We start from the raw sequence: 25,888 nt of genomic DNA, 5'->3' as shown, positions 1-25,888 counted from the left end.
CGAATTTCGCGGTGTCGACGTCGAAATCGAGTGCCGAGACGTGCAATCCGGGCAGTTCGAACGTGCTCTCGGGCAGGTTCTCGAACGACAGCGCCACCTGGAACAGCGGATGCCGCGCGGTGGAGCGTTCCGGATTGAGCAGTTCGACCAGCCGCTCGAACGGAATGTCGGCGTGCGCGAAGGCCTGCAGGTCCGCGTCCTTGGCGTGACTCAGCAGCTCACCGAAGGTCAGCTCACCGCGCACGTGGGTCCGCAGCACCAGCGTGTTGACGAACATGCCGATCAGATCGTCGAGTTCGGCCTCGCCGCGGCCCGCGATCGGGGTGCCGATCGCGATGTCGTCGGTACCCGACATCCGCGCCAGGAACAGCGCGAGCGCGGTGTGCACGACCATGAACAGCGTCGCGTTCTGTTCGCGGGCGGTGCGCTGCAGCCCGTCGTACAGCTCGTTGCCGATCGGGAACAGCACCCGGCCGCCCTGGAACGACTGCACGGTCGGCCGCGGCCGGTCCGCGGGCAGGTTCAGCTCGTCCGGAATCCCCGCCAGCGCCTGCCGCCAGTAGTCGGCCTGGGCGCTGAGCAGGCTCTCCGGATCGTCCTCGGAGCCGAGCAGAGCGCGCTGCCAGATGCTGTAGTCGGCGTACTGCACCGGCATCGGCGCCCACGCCGGTGCCGCACCCTCGGCGCGCGAGGCGTAGGCCACCATCAGATCCCGGGTCAGCGGGCCCATCGACCAGCCGTCGGCCGCGATGTGGTGCGCGACGAAGACCAGCACGAAGTCGGTGTCGGTGACCTGGAACAGGCGGATGTGGAACGGAATCTGCGCGGTCACGTCGAAACCGGTCGTCACCGCGGCGGCGACGGCCTCGACCACGCCGGATTCATCGATCCGCACCGGCTCGAGATCGATCGCCACCTCCGCCGGCGACAGCACCCGCTGCACCGGACCGGCGTCGGTCTCGGGATAGACCGTGCGCAGGATCTCGTGGCGTGCGATGAGGTCGGCGACCGCCTCACGCAGCGCGGACACATCGAGCGCGCCCGAGAGCCGGATCGCCACCGGGATGTTGTCCACCGACGAGGTGGTGTCGAACTGGTTGAGGAACCACATGCGGTTCTGCGCCAGCGACAGCGGGATGTGCTCGGGCCGCGGTCCCGCGGTCAGCGGCGGCCGACCACCGGCACCGGCCTGCTGCTCGACCTTGGCGGCCAGCCCGGCCACCGTCGAGGCTTCGAACAGCGCCCGCACCGGCACCCGGGTGTCGAGCAACGCACCGAGGCGCGCGGCGACCTGCGTGGCCAGCAGCGAGTTACCGCCGAGGGCGAAGAAGTCGTCGTCGGCGCCGACCCGCTCGACCGACAGCACGTCGGTGTAGACGGAGGCGACCGCCTCTTCGATCGGTGTCGAGGGCGCCCGGAAGGCGGTGGTCTCGAATTCCGGTTCGGGCAGCGCGCGCCGGTCGAGTTTGCCGTTGATGTTCAGCGGCAACGCGTCCAGTTCGACGAACGCCGAGGGCACCATGTACGACGGCAACGCCGCGTTCAGCGCCGCCTTCACCGCGTCGAGGTCGAGGCTCTCGCCCGCCGGGACCAGATACGCGACCAGCCGGTCGCCGATGCGCGGATCCGACTTCGCGAGCACCGCGACCTGCGCGACCTCGTCCAGGCCGAGCAGCGCCGACTCGATCTCGCCGAGTTCGATGCGGAAGCCGCGGATCTTGACCTGGAAGTCGGTGCGGCCCTGGTAATCCAGCTCGCCCTGGGCGTTCCAGCTCACCAGGTCACCGGTGCGGTACATCCGGGTGCCGGGCTCGAAGGGGTTGGCAACGAACCGGTCCGCGGTCAGATCCGGCCGCGCGAAGTAGCCGCGGGCCAGCTGCGCACCGGCCAGATACAACTCACCGGCGACGCCGTCCGGAACCGGATGCAGGCGCGAGTCCAGCACGTAGACCCGGCTGTTCCACTCCGGCGCACCGATCGACACCGACTGCTGTTCGTCCGCGGTGACGCGGTGGCTGGTGATCGAGACCGCGGCCTCGGTCGGGCCGTACAGGTTGAACAGTTCACCGGCGTTGTCACGGCGGAACCGCTGCGCGGTCGCACCCGGCAGCGCCTCACCGATCGCCAGCACGCGACGCAGCGAATTCGTCAGCGTCCCATCGGATTCGGTGAGCAGCGCGTCCAGCATCGAGGGCACCACGTGCAGCGTGGTGACCGCCTCGCGGGCCATCAGCTCGTTGAGGTAGGCCGGATCGCGGTGGCCGTCCGGCGCCGCGATCACCAGACGCCCGCCGGCGACCGCCGCGGACCAGAACTCCCAGACCGACAGGTCGAAGGTGGCCGCGGTCTTCAGCAGCACCGAATCCTCGGCGCCCAGGCCGAATTCGGCGATCTTCCACAGCAACTGGTTGACCACCGCGGCGTGCGGGACCGCCACACCCTTCGGCCGACCGGTGGAACCGGAGGTGAAGATGACGTAGGCGGTGTGCTGCGGGAGCAGCGGCGCGACCCGCTCGGCGTCCTCGATCGGTGAATCGTCACCGGTGGTGTCGAGGTCATCGACGCGGACCACCGGTGCGACATCGGTCTCGAATCCGGCGTCGGCATCGGTGAGCACACACACCACATCGGCGGTGTCGAGGATGTAGCCGGTGCGTTCGGCCGGCTGATCCGGATCCACCGGCACATAGGCGCCGCCGGCCACGGTCACCGCGTACATGGCGACCACCAGGTCGACCGAGCGGCGCATCGCCAGCGCGACCCGCGACTCCGGACCGACACCGAGCGAAATCAGATGGCGCGCCAGCAGATTCACCCGGCGGTCGAGTTCGGCGTAGGTCACCCGGGTGCCGTCGGCCCCGACCAGTGCCTCCCGCTCGGAGTGGGTGTCGACCGTCGCGTCCAGCAGCGAGGCCAGCGTCGCCGACCGGTCCACCGGGTGATCGGTGGCATTGCGGGCGGAGACCAGCGCATCGTGTTCGGCGGCGTCGAGCAGATCGATATCGCCGACCGCGGTGCGCGGTGCGGCCACGATCGCGCCCAGCATCCGCACGAAGCGATCCACGAAGCCCGCCACCGTCGCGTGGTCGAACAGGTCGGTCGCGTAGGTGAAGAATCCGGTGATGCCTTCGGGCGCACCGGTGTCGCTGTAGCGGTCGGTGGCGATCAGGTGCAGGTCGAACTGCGAGAGCTGGGTGTCGAAGTCCAGTCCGCTGACCCGCAGGCCCGGCAGTTCCAGCGTGGCCTGGGCCAGGTTCTGGAACGACAGGCCCACCTGGAACAGCGGATGCCGCGCGGTGGAGCGCACCGGGTTGAGCACCTCGACCAGCCGCTCGAACGGCACGTCGGCGTTGGCGAAGGCCTGGATGTCGATATCGCGCTGACGCCCCAGCAGTTCGGTGAAGCCGGCACCGGCGTCGACCTGGGTGCGGAACACCAGCGTGTTGACGAACATACCGATCAGGTCGTCGAGTACGGCTTCACCGCGACCGGCCATCGGGGTGCCGATGGCGATGTCGTCGGAACCCGAGAGCCGCGACAGCAGGACCGCCAGCGCGGTGTGCACGACCATGAACAGCGTCGCGCCCTCGGTGCGGGCCAGGTCGATCAGCGCGCGATGCAGGTCGGCATCGATGCGCATCTCGACCTTGCCACCGGCGAAGCTCTGCACGGCCGGACGCGGGCGATCCGACGGCAGATCGAGCTGATCGGGCAGCTCGGCCAGCGCCTGCTTCCAGTACGCGACCTGCTTGGAGGCCAGCGAATCCGGATCGTCCTCGCTGCCCAGCAGTTCGCGCTGCCAGATGCTGTAGTCGGCGTACTGGACCGCCAGCGGCGCCCAATTCGGCGCCAGCCCGGCCGCGCGGGCCGCGTAGGCGGTCATCAGATCGCGGGTCAGCGGGCCGACCGACGAACCGTCGCCGGAGATGTGGTGCACGACCATCGCGAGCACGTATTCGCCTGCGCCACTCGCGGTTTCGGTATCGCTGCCGGAGCGGACCTCGAACAGCGCGACCCGCACCGGCACCTCGGTGGTGACGTCGAAGCTGGTGTTGATCAGCGCGACCACCTCGGACTCCACCGCGGCGGCATCGACCACGCGCAGTTCGAGCTCCGGAATCGCCTGGGCCGCGGGCAGGATCACCTGCACCGGGCCCTGGTCGGTCTGCGGGTAGACGGTCCGCAGAATCTCGTGGCGCGCCACCAGATCCGCCATCGCGGCCCGCAGCGCCGAGACGTCCAGCGCACCGCTCAACCGCACCGCGATCGGCACGTTGTAGGCGGCCGAGGCGGTGTCGAAGCGGTTGAGGAACCACATCCGCTGCTGCGCCAGCGACAGCGGGATCCGCGGCGGGCGCGGTGCGGCGGTCAGCGCGCGGCGACCGCCGGCGTCGGCGTGATGCTCGACCCGGGTGGCGAGCGCGGCGACCGTGGACGCCTCGAACAGCAGGCGCACCGGCACCCGGGTGTTCAGGGCCTCGCCCAGGCGCGCGGCGACCTGCGTGGCGAGCAGCGAGTTACCGCCCCACGCGAAGAAGTCGTCGTCGCGGCCCATCGTGCCGGATTCCTTGCGCAGCACATCGGCGAAGGTGTTGGCCACGATCTGCTCGATCGGGGTCACCGGCGCGCGGAAGACGGCCTTCTCGAAGACCGGTTCGGGCAGCGCGGCGCGGTCCAGTTTGCCGTTGGCGTTCAGCGGCAGCGCGTCCAGCTGCATGAACACCGACGGCACCATGTAGGACGGCAGCTGTTCGGCCAGTGCGGCCTGCAGCGACTGCTTGTCCAGTTCGGCGGCGCCGACCACGTAGGCGACCAGGCGATCGCCCAGATTCGGATCCGCGTGCGCGACAACGGCGGTCGCGGTGACGACCGGCTGCCGCAGCAGCACCGCCTCGATCTCGCCGAGTTCGATGCGGAAGCCGCGGATCTTCACCTGGAAGTCGGTGCGGCCCCGGTAGTCCAGTTCACCCCGCTCGGTCCAGGCCACCAGGTCACCGGTGCGGTACATCCGCGTGCCGGGCGCCCCGAACGGATCGGCGACGAACCGGTCCGCGGTCAGATCCGCACGACCGAAGTAGCCGCGCGCGAGCTGCGCACCGGCCAGGTACAGCTCACCCGGCACGCCCACCGGAACGGGCCGCAGCCGCGAATCCAGCACGTACACCCGGCTGTTCCACTCCGGCGCACCGATCGACACCGACTGCCGGTCGGCGGTGGTGACGCGATGGCTGGTGATCGAGACCGCGGCCTCGGTCGGGCCGTACAGGTTGAACAGCGCGGCCCCGGCGGTCTGCAGGAAGCGCTGCGCGGTCGCGGCCGGCAGCGCCTCACCGATGGCGAGCACCCGCTTCAGCGACGAGCTGAGCATGCCTTCGCTCTCGGTGAGCAGGGCGTCCAGCATCGACGGCACCACGTGCAGGGTGGTGACGGCGGTGCCGAGCATCAGATCGTTGAGGTAGGCCGGATCGCGATGCCCCTCGGGCGCGGCCACCACCAGGCGGCCACCGCAGGCGGCGGCGGTCCAGAACTCCCACACCGACAGGTCGAAGGTGGCCGCGGTCTTGAGCAGCACCGAATCCCCGGCGCCGAGGCCGAATTCGGCGATCTCCCAGCGCAACTGGTTGACGATGGCGCCGTGCGACACCACCACACCCTTGGGGCGACCGGTGGAACCGGAGGTGAAGATCACGTACGCGGCGTTGGCGGCGGTGAGTTCACGCAACCGCTCCCCCGCGGTGATCGGCGCCGCCGAGTACCCGGAGAGCTCGAGCCCGTCGAGTTCGATCACCGGACGCTGCGGGGTCCAGCGCAGCGCGCTCTCCTCGTCGTCGCCGGTGGTGTCCGCGACGACGGCAGAGGTGGTCAGCACACAGGCGGGAGCCGCCGTCTCCAGGATGTAGTCGATGCGTTCGGCGGGCTGGCCCGGATCGATCGGCACGTAGGCCGCACCGGTCTTGGCCACCGCGTACATCGCGACGATCAGCTCCACCGAGCGGCCCAGTGCCAGCGCCACCCGATCCTCGGTACCGATGCCGCATTCGACGAGGTAGCGCGCCAGGCGGTTCACCCGCGCGTCGAGGTCGCCGTAGGTCAGCACCTGCTGCGCCGTTCCCGTGGCCTCGGTGTCGACCACCAGCGCGACCGCGGTCGGATCGGCGGCGACCGTCGCATCGAGCAGCGACACCAGCGTCGCCTCGGTGTCGATCGGATGGGCGGTCTCGTTCCACTGCCGCAGGATCCGCTCGTTCTCGGCCGGATCCAGCAGGTCGATATCGCCGACCGGGCCGGACACGTCCGCGATCACCGCATCGAGCACCCGGACGAACCGGTCCGCGAAGCCCTGCACCGTCGCCTCGTCGAAAAGGTCGATGGCATAACCGAATTCGGTGATGATCTCGGCCGGTGAACCGTCCTCGGCGTAGCGGTCGTAGAGCGTCACGTGCAGATCGGTCTTGGCCAGCTGGGAATCGAAATTCACCGCGCTCACCGAGAGACCGGGCAGTTCGAGGGCGGTCTCGGCCAGGTTCTGGAACGACAGGCCCACCTGGAACAGCGGGTTGCGCGCGGTGGAGCGCACCGGGTTGAGCACCTCGACCAGCCGTTCGAACGGCACGTCGGCGTTGGTGAAGGCCTCGAGGTCGCGCTCGCGCACATCGGCGAGCAGTTCGGCGAAGCTCGCGTTGCCGTCGATGCGGGTGCGGAACACCAGCGTGTTGACGAACATGCCGATCAGATCGTCGAGTTCGCGCTCACCACGTCCGGCGATCGGGGTGCCCACGGCGATGTCGCCGGTCCCCGAGAGCCGCGAGAGCAGGACGGCCAGCGCCGCGTGCACGACCATGAACAGCGAGGCGTTGTTCGCGCGCGCCAGCTCGTGCAGGCGGGCGTGGCGCTGCGGGTCGATCTCGAAACGAATCGCCTTGCCCTGGAACGACTGGGCCGGCGGACGCGGACGGTCGGTCGGCAGTTCCAGCTGATCCGGCAGCCCGTCGAGAGCCGCGGTCCAGTAGGCCACCTGCTGGGCGGCCAGCGATTCCGGATCCTCCTCGGAACCGAGCACCTCGCGCTGCCACAGCGCGTAATCGGCGTACTGCACCGGCAGCGGCGTCCACTGCGGCGCCTCACCCTGGACGCGTGCGGCGTAGGCCGCCATCAGATCACGGGCCAGCGGTCCCATCGAGGAGCCGTCGGCGGCGACGTGGTGGACGGTGAACGCGAGGACGTGTTCCTCGGCCGACTGGTCGCCGCCGGTGATCCGGAACAGCGCGACCTTCAGCGGCACCTCGGCGGTGACGTCGAAGGTGGTCATCGCGAATTCGATGATGCGGTCGAGCAATTCGGACTCGTCGACCGCCACCGGCTCCAGCGGGGGCGCGGTTTCGGTCGCGGGCAGGATCACCTGGTGCGGGCCGTCCGCCGAACGCGGGTAGGTGGTGCGCAGCACCTCGTGGCGGGCCAGCACGTCACCGAGCGCGCGTTCCATGGCCGCGACGTCGAGCGCACCCGACAGCCGCACCGCGAGCGGAATGTTGTCCACCGCGGAGGTGGTGGTGTCGAACTGGTTGAGGAACCAGTAGCGCTGCTGCGCCGGCGAGAGCGGAATCCGTTGCGGCCGTTGCCCGGCCACCAGCTTCGGCCGGGTCCGGCCGGATCCGGCGCCCTGCTCCAGGCGCGCGGCCAGGGCGGCGACGGTCGACGCCTCGAACAGATCGCGCACCGCCAGCTGGGTGTCGAGCGCGGAGCCCAGGCGTGCGGTCACCTGGGTGGCGATCAGCGAGTTGCCACCCAGTTCGAAGAAGTCGTCGTCGAGACCGACCCGGGTGACACCCAGCACATCGCTGAAGGTGCCGGCCACGATCTCCTCGATCGGGGTGGCCGGGGCGCGGAACTGCCGGGCCTCGAACACCGGCGCCGGCAGCGCCTTGCGGTCCAGCTTGCCGGAGGCGTTGAGCGGGAACGCGTCCAGCACCACGAACGCCGAGGGCACCATGTAGCCGGGCAGCGCCTCGCCGAGTTCGGTGCGCACCGCGTCGGCGTCGACGGTGGCGCCGATCGCGGGCACCACATAGGCGACCAGCTGATCGCCGAGCCGGTCGTCGGAGCGCACGACCACCACGGCCTGCGCGACCGCGTCGACCGCCACCAGCGCCGATTCGATCTCGCCCAGTTCGATGCGCAGACCGCGCAACTTCACCTGGAAGTCGGTGCGGCCCAGGTATTCCAGTTCGCCGGCGGAGTTCCAGCGCACCAGGTCGCCGGTGCGGTACATCCGCTCGCCCTCGGCTGCGCCCATCCCCCCGGACCCGCCCCCGAAGGGGTTGGCCACGAACCGATCCGAGGTCAGATCGGCGCGCGCGACATAGCCGCGCGCCAGCTGGTCGCCGGCCAGGTACAGCTCACCCGCGACGCCGGTCGCGACCGGATGCAACCGCGAATCCAGCACGTAGACCCGGGTGTTCCACACCGGGCGGCCGATCGGCACCGCGACGGTGTCGGCCTCGGTCACCTCGTGATAGGTGACGTCGACCGCGGCCTCGGTCGGGCCGTAGAGGTTGTGCAGCCGGGCGCCGGTCAGCTCGATCAGGCGCTGGGCGGTGACCGCGGGCAGCGCCTCACCGGAGGCGAACACCCGGCGCAACGTCGTGCAGTCGGCGCCGGAGGCGTCCAGCGCGGCGACGAAGACCGACAGCATCGACGGCACGAAGTGCACGGTGGTGATGCGCTCGGCGTCGATCAGCTCCGCCAGATAAGCCGGATCGCGGTGGCCGTCGGGCTTGGCGACGACCAGACGCGCGCCGACCTGCAAGGGCCAGAAGAATTCCCACACCGACACGTCGAAGGTGGCGGGCGTCTTCTGCAGCACGACGTCGTCGAGGTAGAGGTCGTACTCGTCCTGCATCCAGGCCAGGCGGTTCACGATCGCGGCATGGCTGACGGCCACACCCTTCGGCCGCCCGGTGGAACCGGAGGTGAAGATCACGTAGGCGGTGTGCGCGGGACGCAGCGGCGCGATGCGGTCGGCGTCGGTCACCGGGTCGTCGGCGTAGTCCGACAGCTCCAGGCCGTCGATCGCGACGACCGGCACGTCCGGCCGTGCCGCGAGCGGGCTGTCCGAGGTGGTCAGCACGCACACCGGATTCGCGGTCGCCAGTACGTATTCGGTGCGCTCGGCCGGGTGATCGGGGTCCAGCGGCACGTAGCCGCCACCGGCGACGGTCACCGCGTACATGCCGATGACCAGTTCCAGCGAACGCCGCATATGCAGCGCCACCAGCGAATCCGGGCCCACGCCCTGCTCGATCAGGTAGCGGGCGAGCCGGTTCACCCGGGCCGCCAGCTCGGCGTAGGACAGAGTTGTCCCCTCGAACGTCAGCGCCGGTTCGTCGGGATCGCGGTCGACCTGCCTGTCGAACATCGAGGCCAGTGTCAGCGCGACGGTACCGGCCGCCCGGCCGAGCACGACGCGGTCGACGTCGTAGGCGGTGGCGTTCCAGTTGTCGACGATGGTGCGGCGTTCGACGGCGTCGAGCAGGTCGATATCGCCGAGCGCGGCGGCCGGATCCGCGGTCACCGCGTCCAGCATCCGGACCAGGCGATCGGCGAAGGCCGCGACCGTCCGGGCATCGAACATGTCGGTGGCGTACGCCAATTCGGCCGACATACCTTCCGCGGACCCGTCGGCGGCGAAGCGCTCGGTGAGGTTCAGGTGCAGATCGAACTTCGCGGTCAGCACATCCAGCGGCAGGCCGCCGACCTCGAGATCCGGCAGTGCGAACGAGGCCTCACCGGTGTTCTGGAACGACAGCATCACCTGGAACAGCGGATGCCGCGCCTGCGAACGCGCCGGATTCAGAATCTCCACCAGCCGCTCGAACGGCAGATCCGCGTGTCCGAAGGCGGCGAGATCGGATTCCTTGGTGCGCGCGAGCAATTCGGTGAACGACATCGCCGGATCGACACTGCTGCGCAGCACCAGCGTGTTGACGAACATGCCGATGGCATCGTCCAGCGCGGCCTCACCACGGCCGGCGACGGCGGTGCCGATGGCCAGATCGTCACTGCCGGACAGCCGCGCCAGCAGCGCCGCGAAGGCCGCGTGCGTGACCATGAACAGGCTGGCGCCGTGGGTGCGGGCCAGCGCGTTGAGCCGGCGGACCAGCTCGGTGTCGAGCGAGAACTCGTGCACGCCACCGCGATACGTGGCGACCGCTGGGCGCGGACGGTCGGACGGCAGATCCAGCTGCTCGGGCAGACCCGCCAGATGCTGCGACCAGTACGACACCTGCTGGGCGATCAGCGATTCCGGATCGTCCTCGGAACCGAGCGTTTCCCGTTGCCACAGGGCGTAATCGGCGTACTGCACCGGCAGCGGCGCCCAGCCCGGCGCGGCACCCTGCGAGCGCGCCGCGTAGGCGAGCATCACATCGCGGGCCAGCGGCCGCACCGACCAGCCGTCACCGGAGATGTGGTGGACGACGAAGACCAGCACGTAGTCCGGCGCCGGCTCGCCCGCGCCGTTGCCGCTCGCGTGCTCGACGCGGAACAGCTTGGCGCGCACCGGAACCGCGGCGGTGACGTCGAAGCCGGTGAGGACGAGCTCACGCACGCGCTGGGGCAGTTGCGCCTCGGTCACCGGTTCGGCGTCCAGTTCCACCGCGTCGCGGTCGGCGGGCAGGATCACCTGCACGCCCTGGCCCTCGGAGGTTTCCGGGTAGACCGTGCGCAGCACCTCGTGGCGTTCGATCACATCCGCGACGGCCTCGCGCAGGGCGTCGACGTCGAGCGCTCCGGTGAGCCGGACCGCCATCGGGATGTTGTTGACCGCGCTGGCGGTGTCGAAGCGGTTGAGGAACCACATCCGCTGCTGTGCCAGCGAGAGCGGAATCTCCTCCGGACGCGGCCCCGCCACCAGGGCGCGGCGGCCACCGGAACCGGCGTGTGTCTCCAGCCGGGCGGCCAGCGCCGCCACGGTCGGCGCCTCGAACAGGGTCCGCACCGGGATGCGGGTGTTCAGCGCCTGGCCCAGGCGGGCGACCACCTGGGTGGCGATCAGCGAGTTGCCGCCCAGTTCGAAGAAATCGTCGTCGAGTCCGACCGGTCGCGCGTCGGTGTCGATGCCCAGCACTTCGGCGACGGTGGCGGCGACGATCTCCTCGACCGGAGTGGCCGGGGCGCGGAACTCCCGTGCCTCGAATTCCGGTGCGGGCAGTGCGCGCCGGTCCAGCTTGCCGTTCGCGCTCAGCGGCAGCGCGTCGAGCACGACGATCGCGGCCGGAACCATATAGGAGGGCAGCCGCGCCGCGAGCTGCGCGCGAACCGCGTCGACATCGATCTCACCGGCGCCGGCGGCGGGCACGACATAGCCGACCAGCTGTTCGCCGATCCGCTCGTCGGAACGCACCACGGCCACCGCCTGTGCGACCGAATCCTGTGCGGTGAGCGCGGATTCGATCTCGCCGAGCTCGATGCGCAGACCGCGCAACTTCACCTGGAAGTCGGTGCGGCCCATGTATTCGATGGCACCGTCGGCGCCGCGGCGCACCAGGTCACCGGTGCGGTACATGCGGGAACCGCCGCTGCCGAAGGGATTCGCGACGAAGCGGTCCGCGGTCAGGTCGGTGCGGCCGAAGTAGCCGCGCGCCAGCTGCGCACCGGCCAGATACAGCTCACCCGCGACACCGGCCGGAACCGGATGCAGCCGCGCGTCCAGGATGTAGGCCTGCGCGTTCCACACCGGCAGGCCGATCGGCACCGCGCCGGCGATATCCGCCGCGACCGGCATCGCGGTGGCGTGCACGGTGAATTCGGTGGGGCCGTACAGATTGTGCAGTTCGGCGGTGCCGATGCGGCGGTAGGCCTGCGCGGCATCGGCGGTGAACGCCTCACCCGCGATCAGCAGGGTGCGCAGCGACGACACCTGCGCGGCGGTACCCGCGTGCACGCTGTCGGAGAACACCGACAGCATCGACGGCACGAACGAGGTCATCGTGACCTGCTGGGCCGCGATCACCTCGGCGAGGTAGCCGGGATCACGGTGGCCGTCCGGCGCCGCGACCACCAGGCGCGCGCCGGTGGCGGTCGCGCCGAACAGCTCCCACACCGACACGTCGAAGGTCGGCGGCGTCTTGAACAGCACCACGTCATCGGCGCCGATACCGTATTCGGTGGTGATCCAGCGGATCTGGTTCACCACCGCGGCCTGCGAGACCGCCACGCCCTTCGGCCGTCCGGTGGAGCCGGAGGTGAAGATCACATAGGCGAGGTGCTCCGGCCGCAGCGGGGCGCGCCGTTCGGTGTCGTCGAGTTCGCCAGCCGGGAAGCCGGACAGGTCCAGCTCGTCGATGCGCACGGCGGTCGCGGCACCCTCGAGCGCGCGATCGATGTCCGCGCCGTCGCGTGCGGTGGTGAGCACGGCGATCGGGGCGGCGGTGTCGACCACGTAGCGGATGCGCTCACCCGGCTGTTCCAGATCCAGCGGCACATACGCGCCACCGGCCTCCAGCACCGCGTAGGCGGCCACGACGAGGTCGAGCGAACGCCGCACGGCCAGTGCCACCCGCGTGTCCGGGCCCACACCCGCATCGACCAGATACCGCGCGAGTCGCTGTGCCCGCGCCGCGAATTCGGCGTAGGTCAGCGTGACGCCGGCCTCCGGATCGACGACCGCGACCGCGTCCGGGGTCTGCTCGACCTGGGCGTGGAAGTCGGCCAGCAGGGTGGTGGCGCCCTCGCGCCGCACCGGCAGATGACGTGCCGTGTTGTTCCAGCCGCGCAGTTCGCGCGCCGCCTCGGCGGGAGCGAGCAGATCGATGTCGCCCACCCGGGCCGCCGGTTCGGCGACCACGGCGGTCAGCACCCGCACCAGACGGTCGGCGAAGCCGGCGATCGTCGCGCCGTCGAAAAGGTCGGTGGCGTAGACGAATTCGGCGGTGATACCGGCGGCCGCACCGGCGCCGTCGGCCGTCTCGGCGGTCTCCTCGGTGAGCACCAGCTGCAGATCGAATTTCGCGGTGTCGATCGGCAGTTCCACACCGCTGACCGTCAGCCCCGGCAGTTCCAGGGCGTTCTGGCCGGTGTTCTGGAACGACAGCATCACCTGGAACAGCGGATGCCGCGCCTGCGAACGCGCCGGATTCAGAATCTCCACCAGCCGCTCGAACGGCAGATCCGCATGCCCGAAGGCGGCGATATCGGTGCTGCGCACCGACTGCAGCAGATCGGTGAAGCTCGCGCCGCCGTCGATCTCGGTCCGCAACACCAGGGTGTTGACGAACATGCCGATCAGATCGTCGAGCGCGCGCTCACCGCGGCCGGCCACCGGCGTGCCGATGGCGATATCGGCCTCCCCGCTCAGCCGCGACAGCACCAGCGCCAGCGCCGCGTGCGTGACCATGAACATGGTCGCGCCGCGGGTGCGGGCCAGTTCGGCGAGCCGGGCATGCACGTCGGCGTCGATGTGGAAGGTGTGCGTCGCGCCGCGGCCGGAGGCGACGGCCGGACGCGGCCGGTCGGCGGGCAGATCGAGCTGTTCGGGCACTCCGCGCAGTGCGTCGCGCCAGTATTCGATCTGGTCGGCGATCACCGATTCCGGATCGTCCTCGCGGCCGAGCACCTCGCGCTGCCAGAGCGCGAAGTCGGCGTACTGCACCGGCAGCGGCGCCCAGGCCGGTTCGCCGCCCTCGACGCGCGCACCGTAGGCGGTCATCACGTCGCGGGTCAGCGGGCCCATCGAGAAGCCGTCGGCCGAGATGTGGTGCACCACCAGGGCCAGCACGTGTTCGGTCGGGCTGACCTCGAACAGCCGGGCCCGGAACGGCACCTCGACGGTGACGTCGAAGCCGGTGCCGACCAGCTCCGAAATCCGCTGCGGCAGTTCGGTTTCGGTGACGTCGATCGGCGTGAGATCGGGGATGACCTTCGAGGTCGGCACGATCTCCTGGTAGGCGGTGCCGTCCACCTCGGGGTAGCGGGTGCGCAGCGATTCGTGGCGCGCCAGCACATCGGCGACCGCGATCTGCAGTGCCTGCCGGTCCAGCAGACCCGACAGCCGCACCGCGGCCGGGATGTTGTCCACCGCCGATTCGGGATCGAAGCGGTTGAGGAACCACATCCGCTGCTGCGCCAGCGACAGCGGCACCAGCTCGGGCCGATGCTGCGGCACCAGCGCCGCGCGACCGCCCGCACCGGAACGGGTTTCGGCCCGCGCCGCCAGTCCGGCGACGGTGGAGGCCTCGAAGATCTCGCGCACACCCAGCTGGGTGTCCAGGGCCGAGGACAACCGCGCGGCCACCTGGGTGGCGATCAGCGAGTTGCCGCCGAGGGCGAAGAAATCGTCGTCCAGGCCGACCCGGTCCACGCCGAGCACCTCGGCGAAGGTGCCCGCGACGATCTGCTCCACCGGGGTGACCGGCGCGCGGAACACCGCCGCCTCGAACACCGGGGCGGGCAGCGCCTTGCGGTCCAGCTTGCCGGAGGCGTTGAGCGGGAATTCGTCGAGCACCATCACCAGCGCGGGCACCATGTAACCGGGCAGCTGCCGGCCCAGTTCCTCGCGCACCGCTTCGGCGTCGACCGGAAGGCCCGGTGTGGCAACGACATACGCCACCAGCTGATCGCCGGTGTGCTGGTCGCCGCGGACCACCACGACGGCCCGGTCGATCTCGTCGAGCCCCGTCAGCGCCGTCTCGATCTCGCCGAGTTCGATGCGCAGACCGCGCAACTTCACCTGGAAGTCGGTGCGGCCCAGGTAATCCAGTTCACCCTGTTCGTTCCAGGCCACCAGGTCGCCGGTGCGGTACATCCGCTCGCCCGCCGAGAAGGGGTTGGCCACGAACCGGTCGGAACTCAGATCCGGACGCGTCACATAGCCGTGCGCGAGCTGGGTGCCCGCCAGATACAGCTCACCCGCGACACCCACCGGAACCGGCCGCAGACGCGAATCCAGCACGTAGACACGGGTGTTGAAGACGGGGCGGCCGATCGGCACGGAATCGACATCGGCATCGGTCACCTCGTGATAGGTGACGTCGACCGCGGCCTCGGTGGGGCCGTACAGGTTGTGCAGCGCGGCGCCGGTGAGCTCGCGCAGGCGCTGCGCCGACTTGGGCGCCAGCGCCTCACCGGAGGCGAACACCAGGCGCAGCGTCGTGCACTGCGCGGCCGCCGCCTCGGCGACGAAGACCGCCAGCATCGACGGTACGAAGTGCGTCACGGTGACGCCCTCGCCGACGATCACCTCGGCCAGATACGCCGGATCGCGATGGCCGTCGGGCCGCGCCACGACCAGCCGCGCACCGATCTGCAAGGGCCAGAAGAACTCCCACACCGACACGTCGAAGGTCGCGGGCGTCTTCTGCAGCACCACATCGGCGGGAGTGAGGCCGTATTCGGCCTGCATCCACACCAGCCGGTTGACGATCGCCGCATGCGACACCGCGACGCCCTTGGGGCGGCCGGTGGAGCCGGAGGTGAAGATCACGTACGCGGTGTTGGCCGGGCGCAGCGGGCCGCGGCGCTCCGCGTCGGTGATCGGCTCGATCGCGTAGCCCGACAGGTCGAGCAGGTCGATGCGCACCTGCGCGGTGTCGATGTCGAGATCGTCACCGGAGGTCAGCACGCAGACCGGATCCGCGGTGGCCAGGATGTATTCGGTGCGCTCGGCCGGATGATCCGGATCCAGCGGCACATAGGCGCCACCGGCGGCGGCCACCGCGTACATGCCGACCACCAGATCGATCGAACGCCGCATACCGAGTGCCACGAAGGTGTCCGGGCCGACGCCGCGCTCGATCAGCCAGCGGGCCAGCGCATGCACCCGGGCCGCGAAGTCGGCGTAGGACAGACCTGTCCCCTCGAAGCTCACCGCGGTGGCGTCCGGGGTGCGGTCGACCTGCGCCTCGAACAGCGAGACCAGGGTGGCCGAGCCGTCGACCTCGTGGTCGGTCGCATTCCATTGCGACACCACGAGTTCGCGTTCGGCGGGCTCGAGCAGTTCGATATCGCCGGCGCCGACCGCGGGGTCGCCCACGATGGTGGTGAGCACCCGCAGCAGCCGGTCGGCGATACGGCGCACCGCGTTCTCGTCGAACAGGTCGCGCAGATAACCGGCCCGGATCCGCAGGGTGGAGCCCAGCGAGGCGATCAGGCTCAGCGGGTAGTGGGTGGCGTCGGTGGCCTCGAGCCCGGCCACCGCCATACCGTCGATATCGGCGGCCTGGCGCTGAATGCCCTCGGCATCCACTGGATAGGACTCGAACACCACCAGGGTGTCGAACAGACCGCCGACGCCGATCGCGTCCTGGATATCGGCCAGGCCGAGGTAGTGGTGGTCGAGCAGATCCGCCTGCTCGCCCTGCACCCGGGTGAGCAGCTGCTCCGCGGATTCGGCGGCATCCAGGCGCACCCGCACCGGCACGGTGTTGATGAACAGGCCGACCATGGACTCGACACCGGCCAGCTCCGGCGGGCGGCCCGAGACGGTGGTGCCGAACACCACGTCGTCGCGGCCGGTCATGCGGCCCAGGACGATGCCCCAGGCCGTCTGCAGCACGGTGTTGGCGGTGACGCCGAGGCGCGCGGCGAATTCGGTCAGCCGCGCGGTCCGCGCGGTGTCGAGTTCGAAGACGTACTCGTCCGACAGCGCGGTGATCTCGCGGCCGGCGTCGGGGCGCGCCAGCAGGGTCGGCTCGGAGATGCCGGCGAGGGCATCGGTCCACGCCGCCAGCGAGGCCGAATGATCCTGCTGGGCAACCCATTCCAGGAAATGCCGGTAGGAGCGCACCGCGGGCAGCGCGCCGGAGTCGGCGTGCGTGGCGTAGAGCACCAGCAGATCCCGCATCAGCAGCGGCATCGACCAGCCGTCGAGCAGGATGTGGTGGTTCGAGACGACCAGCGACCAGCGCTGTTCGGCCACCCGGATCAGGGTGAATCGGATCAGCGGCGGCGCGGCCAGGTCGAAGCGGCGGGTCCGGTCGGCCTCGATCAGATCCGCGGCCTCGCCGGTGTCGCGGCGGTCGTGTTCGGCCCACGTCGCCCGCACGCCGTCCAGCACGACCTGCACCGGATGACCCTGCGCGTCGGTGACGAAGGCCGTGCGCAGCGTCTCGTACCGATCGATCAGAGCCTGTGCGGCACTGCGCAACCGGGCCGGATCGACGCGTCCGGTGAGGTCGAGAACGGCCTGACCGGTGTAGACGTCGACGGAGGCGGCGGCCAGTTCGGCGTGGAACAGCAGACCGGCCTGCAGTGAGGACAGCGGCCACACCTGCGAGATCTCACCGAAGCGCCGCTCCCAGCCGTCGATATCGCTCTGGCCGACGCGCACCAGCGGGAAGTCCGACGGGGTGTGCCCACCGGCACCGGCCGATTCCGCGTGCCGCGCGACGGCTTCCAGCGCCCGGGTCCACAGTTCGCCGAATTCTCGCACGGCGTCGGCGCCGAGCAGCGTGGTCGGATAGCCGATCCGTGCGGTCAGCCGGTCGCCGACCACGATGGCGTTGATGTCCAGCGGCGCCATCGCCGGCATATCGGCGTCGTAGTCGCCGGCCAGTTCGCCGAGTTCCGGGGCGGGAATCCAGCCGAAACCGCGCAGCGCCTCGGGCACCGCGTTGTCGGAGACCCGGCCCAGGTAGTTGAAGCTGACCTGGCCCGGCATCTGCTCGGGCAGCTGGGTCGCCGTACGCGGGTTCAGATAGCGCAGCATGCCGTAGCCCAGGCCCTTGTCGGGCACGGCCAGCAGCTGTTCCTTGACCGCCTTCACGACCCGGCCCATCGCCGGGCCGCCGGTCAGCGCCGCGTCGATGTCGAGACCCGACAGGTCGAAGCGGACCGGGAAGATCGCGGTGAACCAGCCGACCGTGCGGGACAGATCGGCGCCCGGCACGACGTCCTCTTCGCGGCCGTGGCCCTCGAGGCGCACCAGCGCACTGTCGGCCCGATCGTCCGAACCGGCGTGCGCGGCACGCCATTTCGCGACGGCCAGCACCAGCGCGGCCAGCAGACCGTCGTTGATTCCACCGTGGTAGAGCGCCGGCACCGCGGTCAGCAGGGCCTTGGTGACCTCCGGCGAGACCTCGACCTCGACCTTTCCGGCGACCCCGGCCACATCGACGGCGGGATCGAACGGCCGCTCGGTGAGCAGCGGGTCCGGGCCGTCCACGACCGCACGCCACCAGTCGAGTTCGTCGTCGCGGTCGGCGGCGGCACGCTCGAGCGCATGCGACCAGGTGCGCATGCTGGTCGGCGGCACGGCAAGCTCGGGGGTCTGCCCGGCCGAGAGCTGTCCCCAGGCGGTCACGAAGTCGGGCACCAGGATGCGCCACGACACACCGTCGATGACGAGGTGGTGGGCGACCACGATCAGGCGTCCGGCCCGGTCGGCGGCCGAGGGCTCCAGCCAGGCGAAGCGCACGACCACGCCGGCCTCCGGATCGAGCCGGTCCAGGCTCGCGTCCAGGGCCGCGGTCGCGATCGCGAACAGTTCCGAATCGGTTGCGGCGGCGTCGAATCCGGTGTGGTCGAGCAGCGACTCCACATCGACGCTGCCGGGCGCGGCGGTCTCCACGATCCATTCCGCGCCCGCGTGCCGGCGCAGCCGCGCCCGCAGCATGTCGTGGCGATCCACGACGGCGGCGACGGTGGCCAGCAGCCCGGCCCGGTCGATGCCGATCGGCAGTTCGAGAGCCAGCGCCTGATGGAACCGGCCGAACGAACCCGACCGCTCCACCATGAACCGGGCCACCGGAGTCAGCGGCATGGTACCGACGCCGCCGCCCGGCAGCTCGGCCAGCACCGGCACCGAATCACCCTGTCCCGCAGCGGATTCGGCGACCATCGCCAGCCCGGATACGGTGCGCTGTTCGAAGACGTCGCGCGGGCTGAACACCACGCCGCGCGCCTTGGCCCGCGACACCAGCTGGATGGAGACGATCGAGTCGCCGCCCAGCGCGAAGAAGGAATCGTCGACGCCGACGCGTTCGATGCCCAGCACCTCGGCGAACACCTCGGCGATGGCGTGCTCCACCGGCGTGCGCGGTGCGCGGAAGGTGGTGTCGGTGGCGAACTCCGGTTCCGGCAGCGCCTTGCGATCGAGCTTGCCGGCCGGGGTCAGCGGCACCCGGTCGATGACCATGATCGAGGACGGCACCATGTAGCCGGGCAGGCGCTGTTCCAGATGCGCTGTCACATCCGCGACGTCGATCGACGCGCCCGGGACCGCGACGACGTACGACACCAGCGAGGTGGCGCCGGCGCCGCGGGTGTGGCCCACCGTCACCGCGAAATCGACGGAATCGTGGGCGGTGAGCGCGGCGTCGATCTCGCCCAGTTCGATGCGGAAACCGCGCACCTTGACCTGGAAGTCGGAACGGCCGACGTATTCGACCTCACCGGTGTGGTTCCACCGCACCACGTCACCGGTGCGGTACATCCGCTGACCGGGCGCGTAGGGGTTGGCCACGAAGCGTTCGGCGGTCAGGCTCGCCCGCGCGTGATAGCCGCGGGCCAGCTGCACGCCGGACAGATACAGCTCACCCGCGACACCCACCGGCACCGGCCGCAACCGGGCGTCGAGGACGAGCGACTGCATACCGCGGATCGGGCCGCCGATGGTGACCGGATCGCCCGCGGCCAGCGGATCGCTGATGTTGGTGGCGATGGTCGCCTCGGTCGGACCGTAGGCGTTGTGGAACCGGCGCGCCGACCCGTCCGGGGTCACCGACCACTTGGCGACCTGTTCGACGGTGACCGCCTCACCGCCGGCGATGACGACCCGCATCCCGGCCAGATCGGCGGGATCGAGGGTGGCCAGCACCGACGGGGTGATCAGGGCGTGGGTGACGCCCTCACGGGCGATCAGCTCACCGAGTTCGCTGCCGCCGTAGGTGCCCGGCGGCACCACGACCAGCGCACCGCCCGCACCGACGGCGAGCAGGAACTCCAGAATCGAGGCATCGAAGCTGGGCGAGGCGAAATGCAGTGCGCGCGAATCGGAATCGAGCCGGTAGCGCTCGTTCTGTTCGGCGCGGAAGTTCGCCAGGCCGGCGTGGGTGACCACCACGCCCTTGGGCACACCGGTGGAACCGGAGGTGTAGATGACGTAGGCCGGATGCTCGACACGCAGCGGGCGAACCCGGTCGGCGTCGGTGATCGCGGCGGCGTCGTAACCGTCGATTTCGAGCTCGTCGAGAACCAGCCAGTCCACCGACTCCGGCAGATCGTCGCGCACCGAGGCCACGGTCAGGCCGACGGGCGAACCCGAATCGGTGACCATGTGGTCGATGCGGTCGGCCGGGTACGCGGGGTCGATCGGCACGAACGCCGCACCCGACTTGGTCACCGCCCATTCGGCCAGATAGCTCTCGGCCGAGCGCGGCACGGCCACCGCGACCAGATCCTCGGTGCCGATACCGCGTTCGATCAGCAAGCGCGCCAAGCGGTTCGACCGCTCGTCGAGTTCCCGGTAGGTGAGGGTGCGCCCGTCGGCGATCACCGCGGGAGCCTGCGGGTCGCGGCCCGCGGCCTCGGCCAGCAGCTGGGGCAGGGTCGCCGCCGCGACCGCCGGGCCGCCCGTGCGCGCGAGCAGGTCCGCGCGTTCGGACGCCTCGAGGATGTCGACCGCGCCGACGGCGATGCGCGGATCGGTGGCCACCGCCCGCAGCACCCGGATCCAGCGATCGGCGATTTCCGAGGCGGTCTGCTCGTCGAACAGATCGGTGGCGTAGACGAGGTTCAGCGCCATGCCGTTGGCGGCCGCACCGTCGGCGTCGCCGACCCGTTCCGACAGCGTGAACTGCAGGTCGAAGCGGGCGATGTTCTCTTCCCGCTCGACCGTGGACACGGTCAGGCCAGGCAGCTCGAGGCTCGCGCGGTCGAGGTTCTGGAAGGCCAGCATCACCTGGAACAGCGGGTTGCGGGCCTGCGAACGCTCCGGCGCCAGCAGTTCCACCAGCCGCTCGAACGGCACGTCGGCATTGCCGAAGGCCTCGAGGTCGGTGTGGCGGACCCGCTCCAGCAGTCCGGTGAACGACTCGTCGGGGTCGATGCCGGTCCGCAGCACCAAGGTATTGACGAACATGCCGACCAGATCGTCGAGCGCGGCCTCACCGCGGCCGGCGATCGGGGTGCCGACGGCGATGTCCTCGGTGCCCGACAGATGTCCCAGCAGGACGGCCAGGGCCGCGTGCATCACCATGAACAGCGACGAACCCTGTTCGCGCGCAACGCCTTCCAGCGCGCCGATCAGCTCGGGCGTCAGGGTGCGATGCAGTTCGGCGCCGCGCAGCGAGGCGATCGCCGGGCGCGGGCGGTCGGCGGGCAGGGTGAGCTCTTCCGGAATTCCGGACAGCGAGCGCTGCCAGTAGTCGACCTGGCGGGCCAGCAGCGACTGCGGATCGTCCTCCGAGCCCAGCACCTCGCGTTGCCAGATCGCGAAATCGGCGTACTGCACCTCGAGCGGCGCCCAGCCGGGGGCGCTGCCCTGGGTGCGGGCGGTGTAGGCGGTCATCACGTCACGGGCCAGCGGGGTCATCGAGAACCCGTCGGCGGCGATGTGGTGCACGACCACGACCAGCACGTGTTCGTCGCTGTGCACCTGGAACAGCCGGGCGCGCAGCGGAACCTGTTCGGCGACATCGAATCCCGCGGACGCGAAATCAGTTACCGCGGTGGTCAGATCGGCATCCGAGACCGGGTAGGCGCGCAGATCCAGCACGATCTGCTCGGCCGGCACCACCAGCTGCATCGGCGTGCCGCCGTGCTCCGGGTAGCGGGTGCGCAGCGACTCGTGCCGGCGCACCACGTCGAAGACGGCCAATTCCAATGCGGCCGTGTCGAGTTCACCGGAGAGCCGCACCACCAGCGGCAGGTTGTAGGCCGCCGAGGAGGTGTCGTACTGGTTCAGGAACCACATGCGCTGCTGCGCGAACGACAGCGGCACCGGTTCCGCGGCGGCACGCGGGCGGGCGATCAGGCGCGGGCGCGCCTCGCCGCCGGTGTGCGTTTCCAGCCGTGCGGCCAGCGACTCCACGGTCGAGGCCTCGAACAGCGCGCGCACACCCACCGTCGTGCCCAGCGCCGCCCCGATGCGGGAGACGACGCGGGTGGCGATGAGCGAGTTGCCGCCCAGATCGAAGAAGTCGTCGTCGAGCCCGACCCGTTCCACGTCGAGCACCTCGGCGAAGACCGCGGCCACGATCTCCTGGACCGGGGTCTCGGCGGCCCGGAAGGCGCGCGACTGCACCGCGGGGGCGGGCAGGGCGCGGCGGTCCAGTTTGCCGTTGACGGTCAGCGGAATGCGGTCCAGCACCACGAACGCCGAGGGCACCATGTACGCGGGCAGCCGTTCGGCCGCACCGTCGCGCACGACGTCCAGCGCCGGTTCGGTCTGTCCGGACGGGGGCACCACATAGGCGACGATGCGCTGGTCGCCCGGCTGGTCCTCGCGCACGACGACCGCGGCCTGCGCGATCCCCGGCTGGGCCAGCACCGCGGCCTCGATCTCGCCGAGTTCGATGCGGAAACCGCGCACCTTGACCTGATCGTCGGCGCGGCCCAGATATTCGAGTTCCCCGAAGCGGTTCCAGCGCGCCACGTCACCGGAGCGGTACAGCAGCGTCCCGGGCTCACCCAGCGGATCCGCGACGAAGCGGGCCGCGGTCAGATCCGGGCGGCCCAGATAGCCGCGCGCCAACTGCGGACCGGCGATATACATCTCGCCGGCGACGCCCACCGGAACCGGATGCAACCGGTCGTCGAGCACGTACACCCGCAGTCCGGCGATGGCGCGGCCGACCACCGAACCCGTTGCGGCGGCGATGGTTTCGGCATCGAGCACCCGATGCGAGACGTGCACCGTGGTCTCGGTGATGCCGTACATGTTGACCAGTCGCGGCGCGGTGTCGCCGTGGCGGGCCACCCAGTCCGCGAGCCGGCGCAGCTCGAGCGCCTCACCGCCGAAGACCACGTAGCGCAGAGCCAGCGGCCGGCCACCGGCCAGGCGATCGGCCTCGGCCAGCTGATAGAACGCCGAGGGGGTCTGGTTCAGCACCGTCACCCGTTCGCGGCGCAGCAGTTCCAGGAACTGCTCGGGCGAGCGCGAGGTGTAGTAGTCGACCACGACCAGCGTGCCGCCGAACAGCAGCGGACCCCAGATCTCCCACACCGAGAAGTCGAAGGCGAAGGAGTGGAACATCGTCCACACGTCGTCGGCGCCGAAACCGAACTCGCGATCGGTGTTGGCGAACAGCCGCACCACGTTCCGGTGCGCGACCGCCACACCCTTGGGGCGGCCGGTCGAGCCGGAGGTGTAGATGACGTAGGCGATATTGCTCGCCGACAGCGGCGCGTTGCGATCGGCATCGGTGATCGGGCCCTCGCCCGCGTCCACCAATTCCGGTGTCTCCGCGCCGAATCCGTCCATCAGCACGGTCGGCAGGCCGGTCGGCAGCTCCACCTCGGTGCCGCCGTCCACGATCACCCCGGCCGGGCGCGAATCCGCGAGCACATAGGCGATGCGTTCGGCCGGATAGCTCGGATCGATCGGCACGTATCCGGCGCCGGACTTGACTACCGCCAACAGGGCGACGACGAGATCCAGTGAGCGCGGCAGCACCACGGCGACCAGTGTCTCGGGGCCGGCGCCGTCGGCGATCAGCCTGCGCGCCAACTGGTTCGCGCGCCGATCCAGTTCCGCGTAGGTGAGCTGATCGGCGCCGAACTTCGCCGCCACCCGGTCGCCGTGCTCGGCGACCGCGGCGTCGAACAGATCCGACAGCGTCACGGCCCGGTCGGCGAACCGCCCGGTGCCGCCGTCCTCGCCGGCCGAGACCCAGCGCTGCGAGACGTCCAGGCGTTCGCCCTCGCCGAGCAGATCGATATCGCCCACCACCGTGGTGGCGTCCTCGGCGACACTGCTCTCGGTGACACTGCGCAGGATCCGCAGCAGTCGGTCGGAGAAGGCGGCGACGGTTTCCGGATCGAACAGATCGGTGGCGTAGGTCCACGACAGGGCGAGCCCCGCGCCGTCGGTGGCGTCGCCGACGGTCAGCTGGATATCGAATTTCGCCATTCCCGGATCGGCGTCGACGACCGCGAGATCCAGGCCGGGCAGGGCGGCCGTGGTGGCGTCGCGCTGTCCGGTGGCCTCGAAGGTCAATGCGACCTGGAACAGCGGGTGATGCGCCTGGGAACGCACCGGGCTGAGCACGTCCACCAGCCGCTCGAACGGCACGTCGGCGTTGGCGAAGGCGGCCAGGTCGGTCCGGCGCACCTCGCCGAGCAACTCGGCGAACGTGGCATCCGGGCGCACCGGAGTGCGCAGCACCAGCGTGTTGACGAACATGCCGATCAGATCGTCGAGCGCGCGCTCACCGCGGCCCGCGATCGGCGTGCCGATGGCGACGTCGGTGCTGCCCGACAGCCGCGCCGCCCAGGTGGCCAGCGCCGCGTGCATCAGCATGAACAGCGTCACGCCGTGGGCGCGCGCGTACTCGGTGAGCCGTGCGTGCAGGTCGGCGTCGATCGAGAACTCGTGTGTCGCACCGGCATTGGTGGCGATCTCCGGGCGCGGGCGATCGGCCGGCAGTTCGATCTGCTCGGGCAGATCGCGCAATTGCTCGGTCCAGTAGGCGATCTGGCGAGCGGCGACCGATTCCGGATCGTCCTCGGCGCCGAGCACCTCGCGCTGCCACAGCGCGTAGTCGGCGTACTGCACCGGCAGCGGCGCCCACTGCGGAGACTCGCCGCGCGAGCGCTCGGAGTAGGCGGCGACCACATCGCGCAGCAGCGGGCGCAGCGAGAAGCCGTCCCCGGCGATGTGGTGCATGACCAGCACGACCACGTGCTCGCGCGGGCCGAGTTCGAGCAGGGTGGCCCGGAATGGGACCTCGGCGGTCACGTCGAAGAAGACGTTGACCAATTCCGCCACGCGCGCGGGCACGTCGCCGGCGTCCACCGTCTCGGTGGCGAGTTCGACACCGGCGGCCTGCGCGGGCAGCACCCGCTGGTAGCCGTCCCCGGCGACCTCCGGGTACACGGTGCGCAGCGATTCGTGCCGCGCGACCACGTCGCGCACGGCCGCGGCGAAGGCCTCGCGGTCCAGCGCGCCGGTCAGCCGGATCGCGACCGGGATGTTGTTGACCGCGGTGCGGTTGTCGAACCGGTTGAGGAACCACATCCGCTGCTGGGCCGGCGAGAGTGGCACCAGTTGCGCGGTCTCGCCGTCCGGGAGCGCGACGGGCTCGGGCCGCGGCTGCGCGGTCAGCGCGAGCCGGCCGCCCTGTCCCGCTCGGGTTTCCAGTCGCGCGGCCAGCGCCGCCACCGTGGAGGCCTCGAACAGGGTGCGGACCCCGACCTCGGTGTCGAGCGCCGCGCCGAGCCGGGCCGCGACCTGGGTGGCGAGCAGCGAGTTGCCGCCGAGTTCGAAGAAGTCGTCGTCCAGGCCCACGCGGCCCAGGCCGAGGATTTCGGCGATCACGTCGGCGACGGACTGTTCCACCGAGGTGCTGGGCGCGCGGAACACCGTGGCCGCGAAGGTCGGTGCCGGCAGCGCCTTGCGATCCAGTTTGCCGGAGGCGTTGAGCGGGAAGCTGTCGAGCACCACGAAGGCCGCGGGCACCATGTACGCCGGAAGTTGTTCGGCCAGCGCGGATTTCACCGCGTCCACGGCGATCTCGGCGCCCGGTGCGGCGATCAGGTAGGCGACCAGCTGATCGCCGGTGCGATCGTCGGAGCGCACCACCACCACGGCCTGACCCACCGATGCGACGGCGGTCAGCGCGGATTCGATCTCCCCGAGTTCGATGCGCAGGCCGCGCACCTTCACCTGGAAGTCGGTGCGCCCGAGGTATTCGAGCTCACCGGATTCGGTCCAGACCACCAGGTCGCCGGTGCG

General features: G+C 70.5%; 1 protein-coding gene (cut by both window edges). It reads right to left on the bottom strand.

This entire window lies inside a single protein-coding gene on the bottom strand: locus NK1_RS00125, encoding a non-ribosomal peptide synthetase (RefSeq protein WP_063006779.1). The 43,926-nt coding sequence extends 5,708 nt beyond the window's left edge and 12,330 nt beyond its right edge, so the window shows coding positions 12,331-38,218 — codons 4,111 (complete) to 12,740 (partial); the first complete codon in reading order (the gene reads right to left) occupies positions 25,886-25,888. The start codon and the stop codon both lie outside this window.

This window comes from Nocardia kruczakiae NBRC 101016 (assembly GCF_001612965.1).
GTDB classification, from domain to species: domain Bacteria; phylum Actinomycetota; class Actinomycetes; order Mycobacteriales; family Mycobacteriaceae; genus Nocardia; species Nocardia kruczakiae.
The sequence above is the reverse complement of the archived record's forward strand: the minus strand, read 5'-3'. Positions and strand labels throughout refer to the sequence as shown.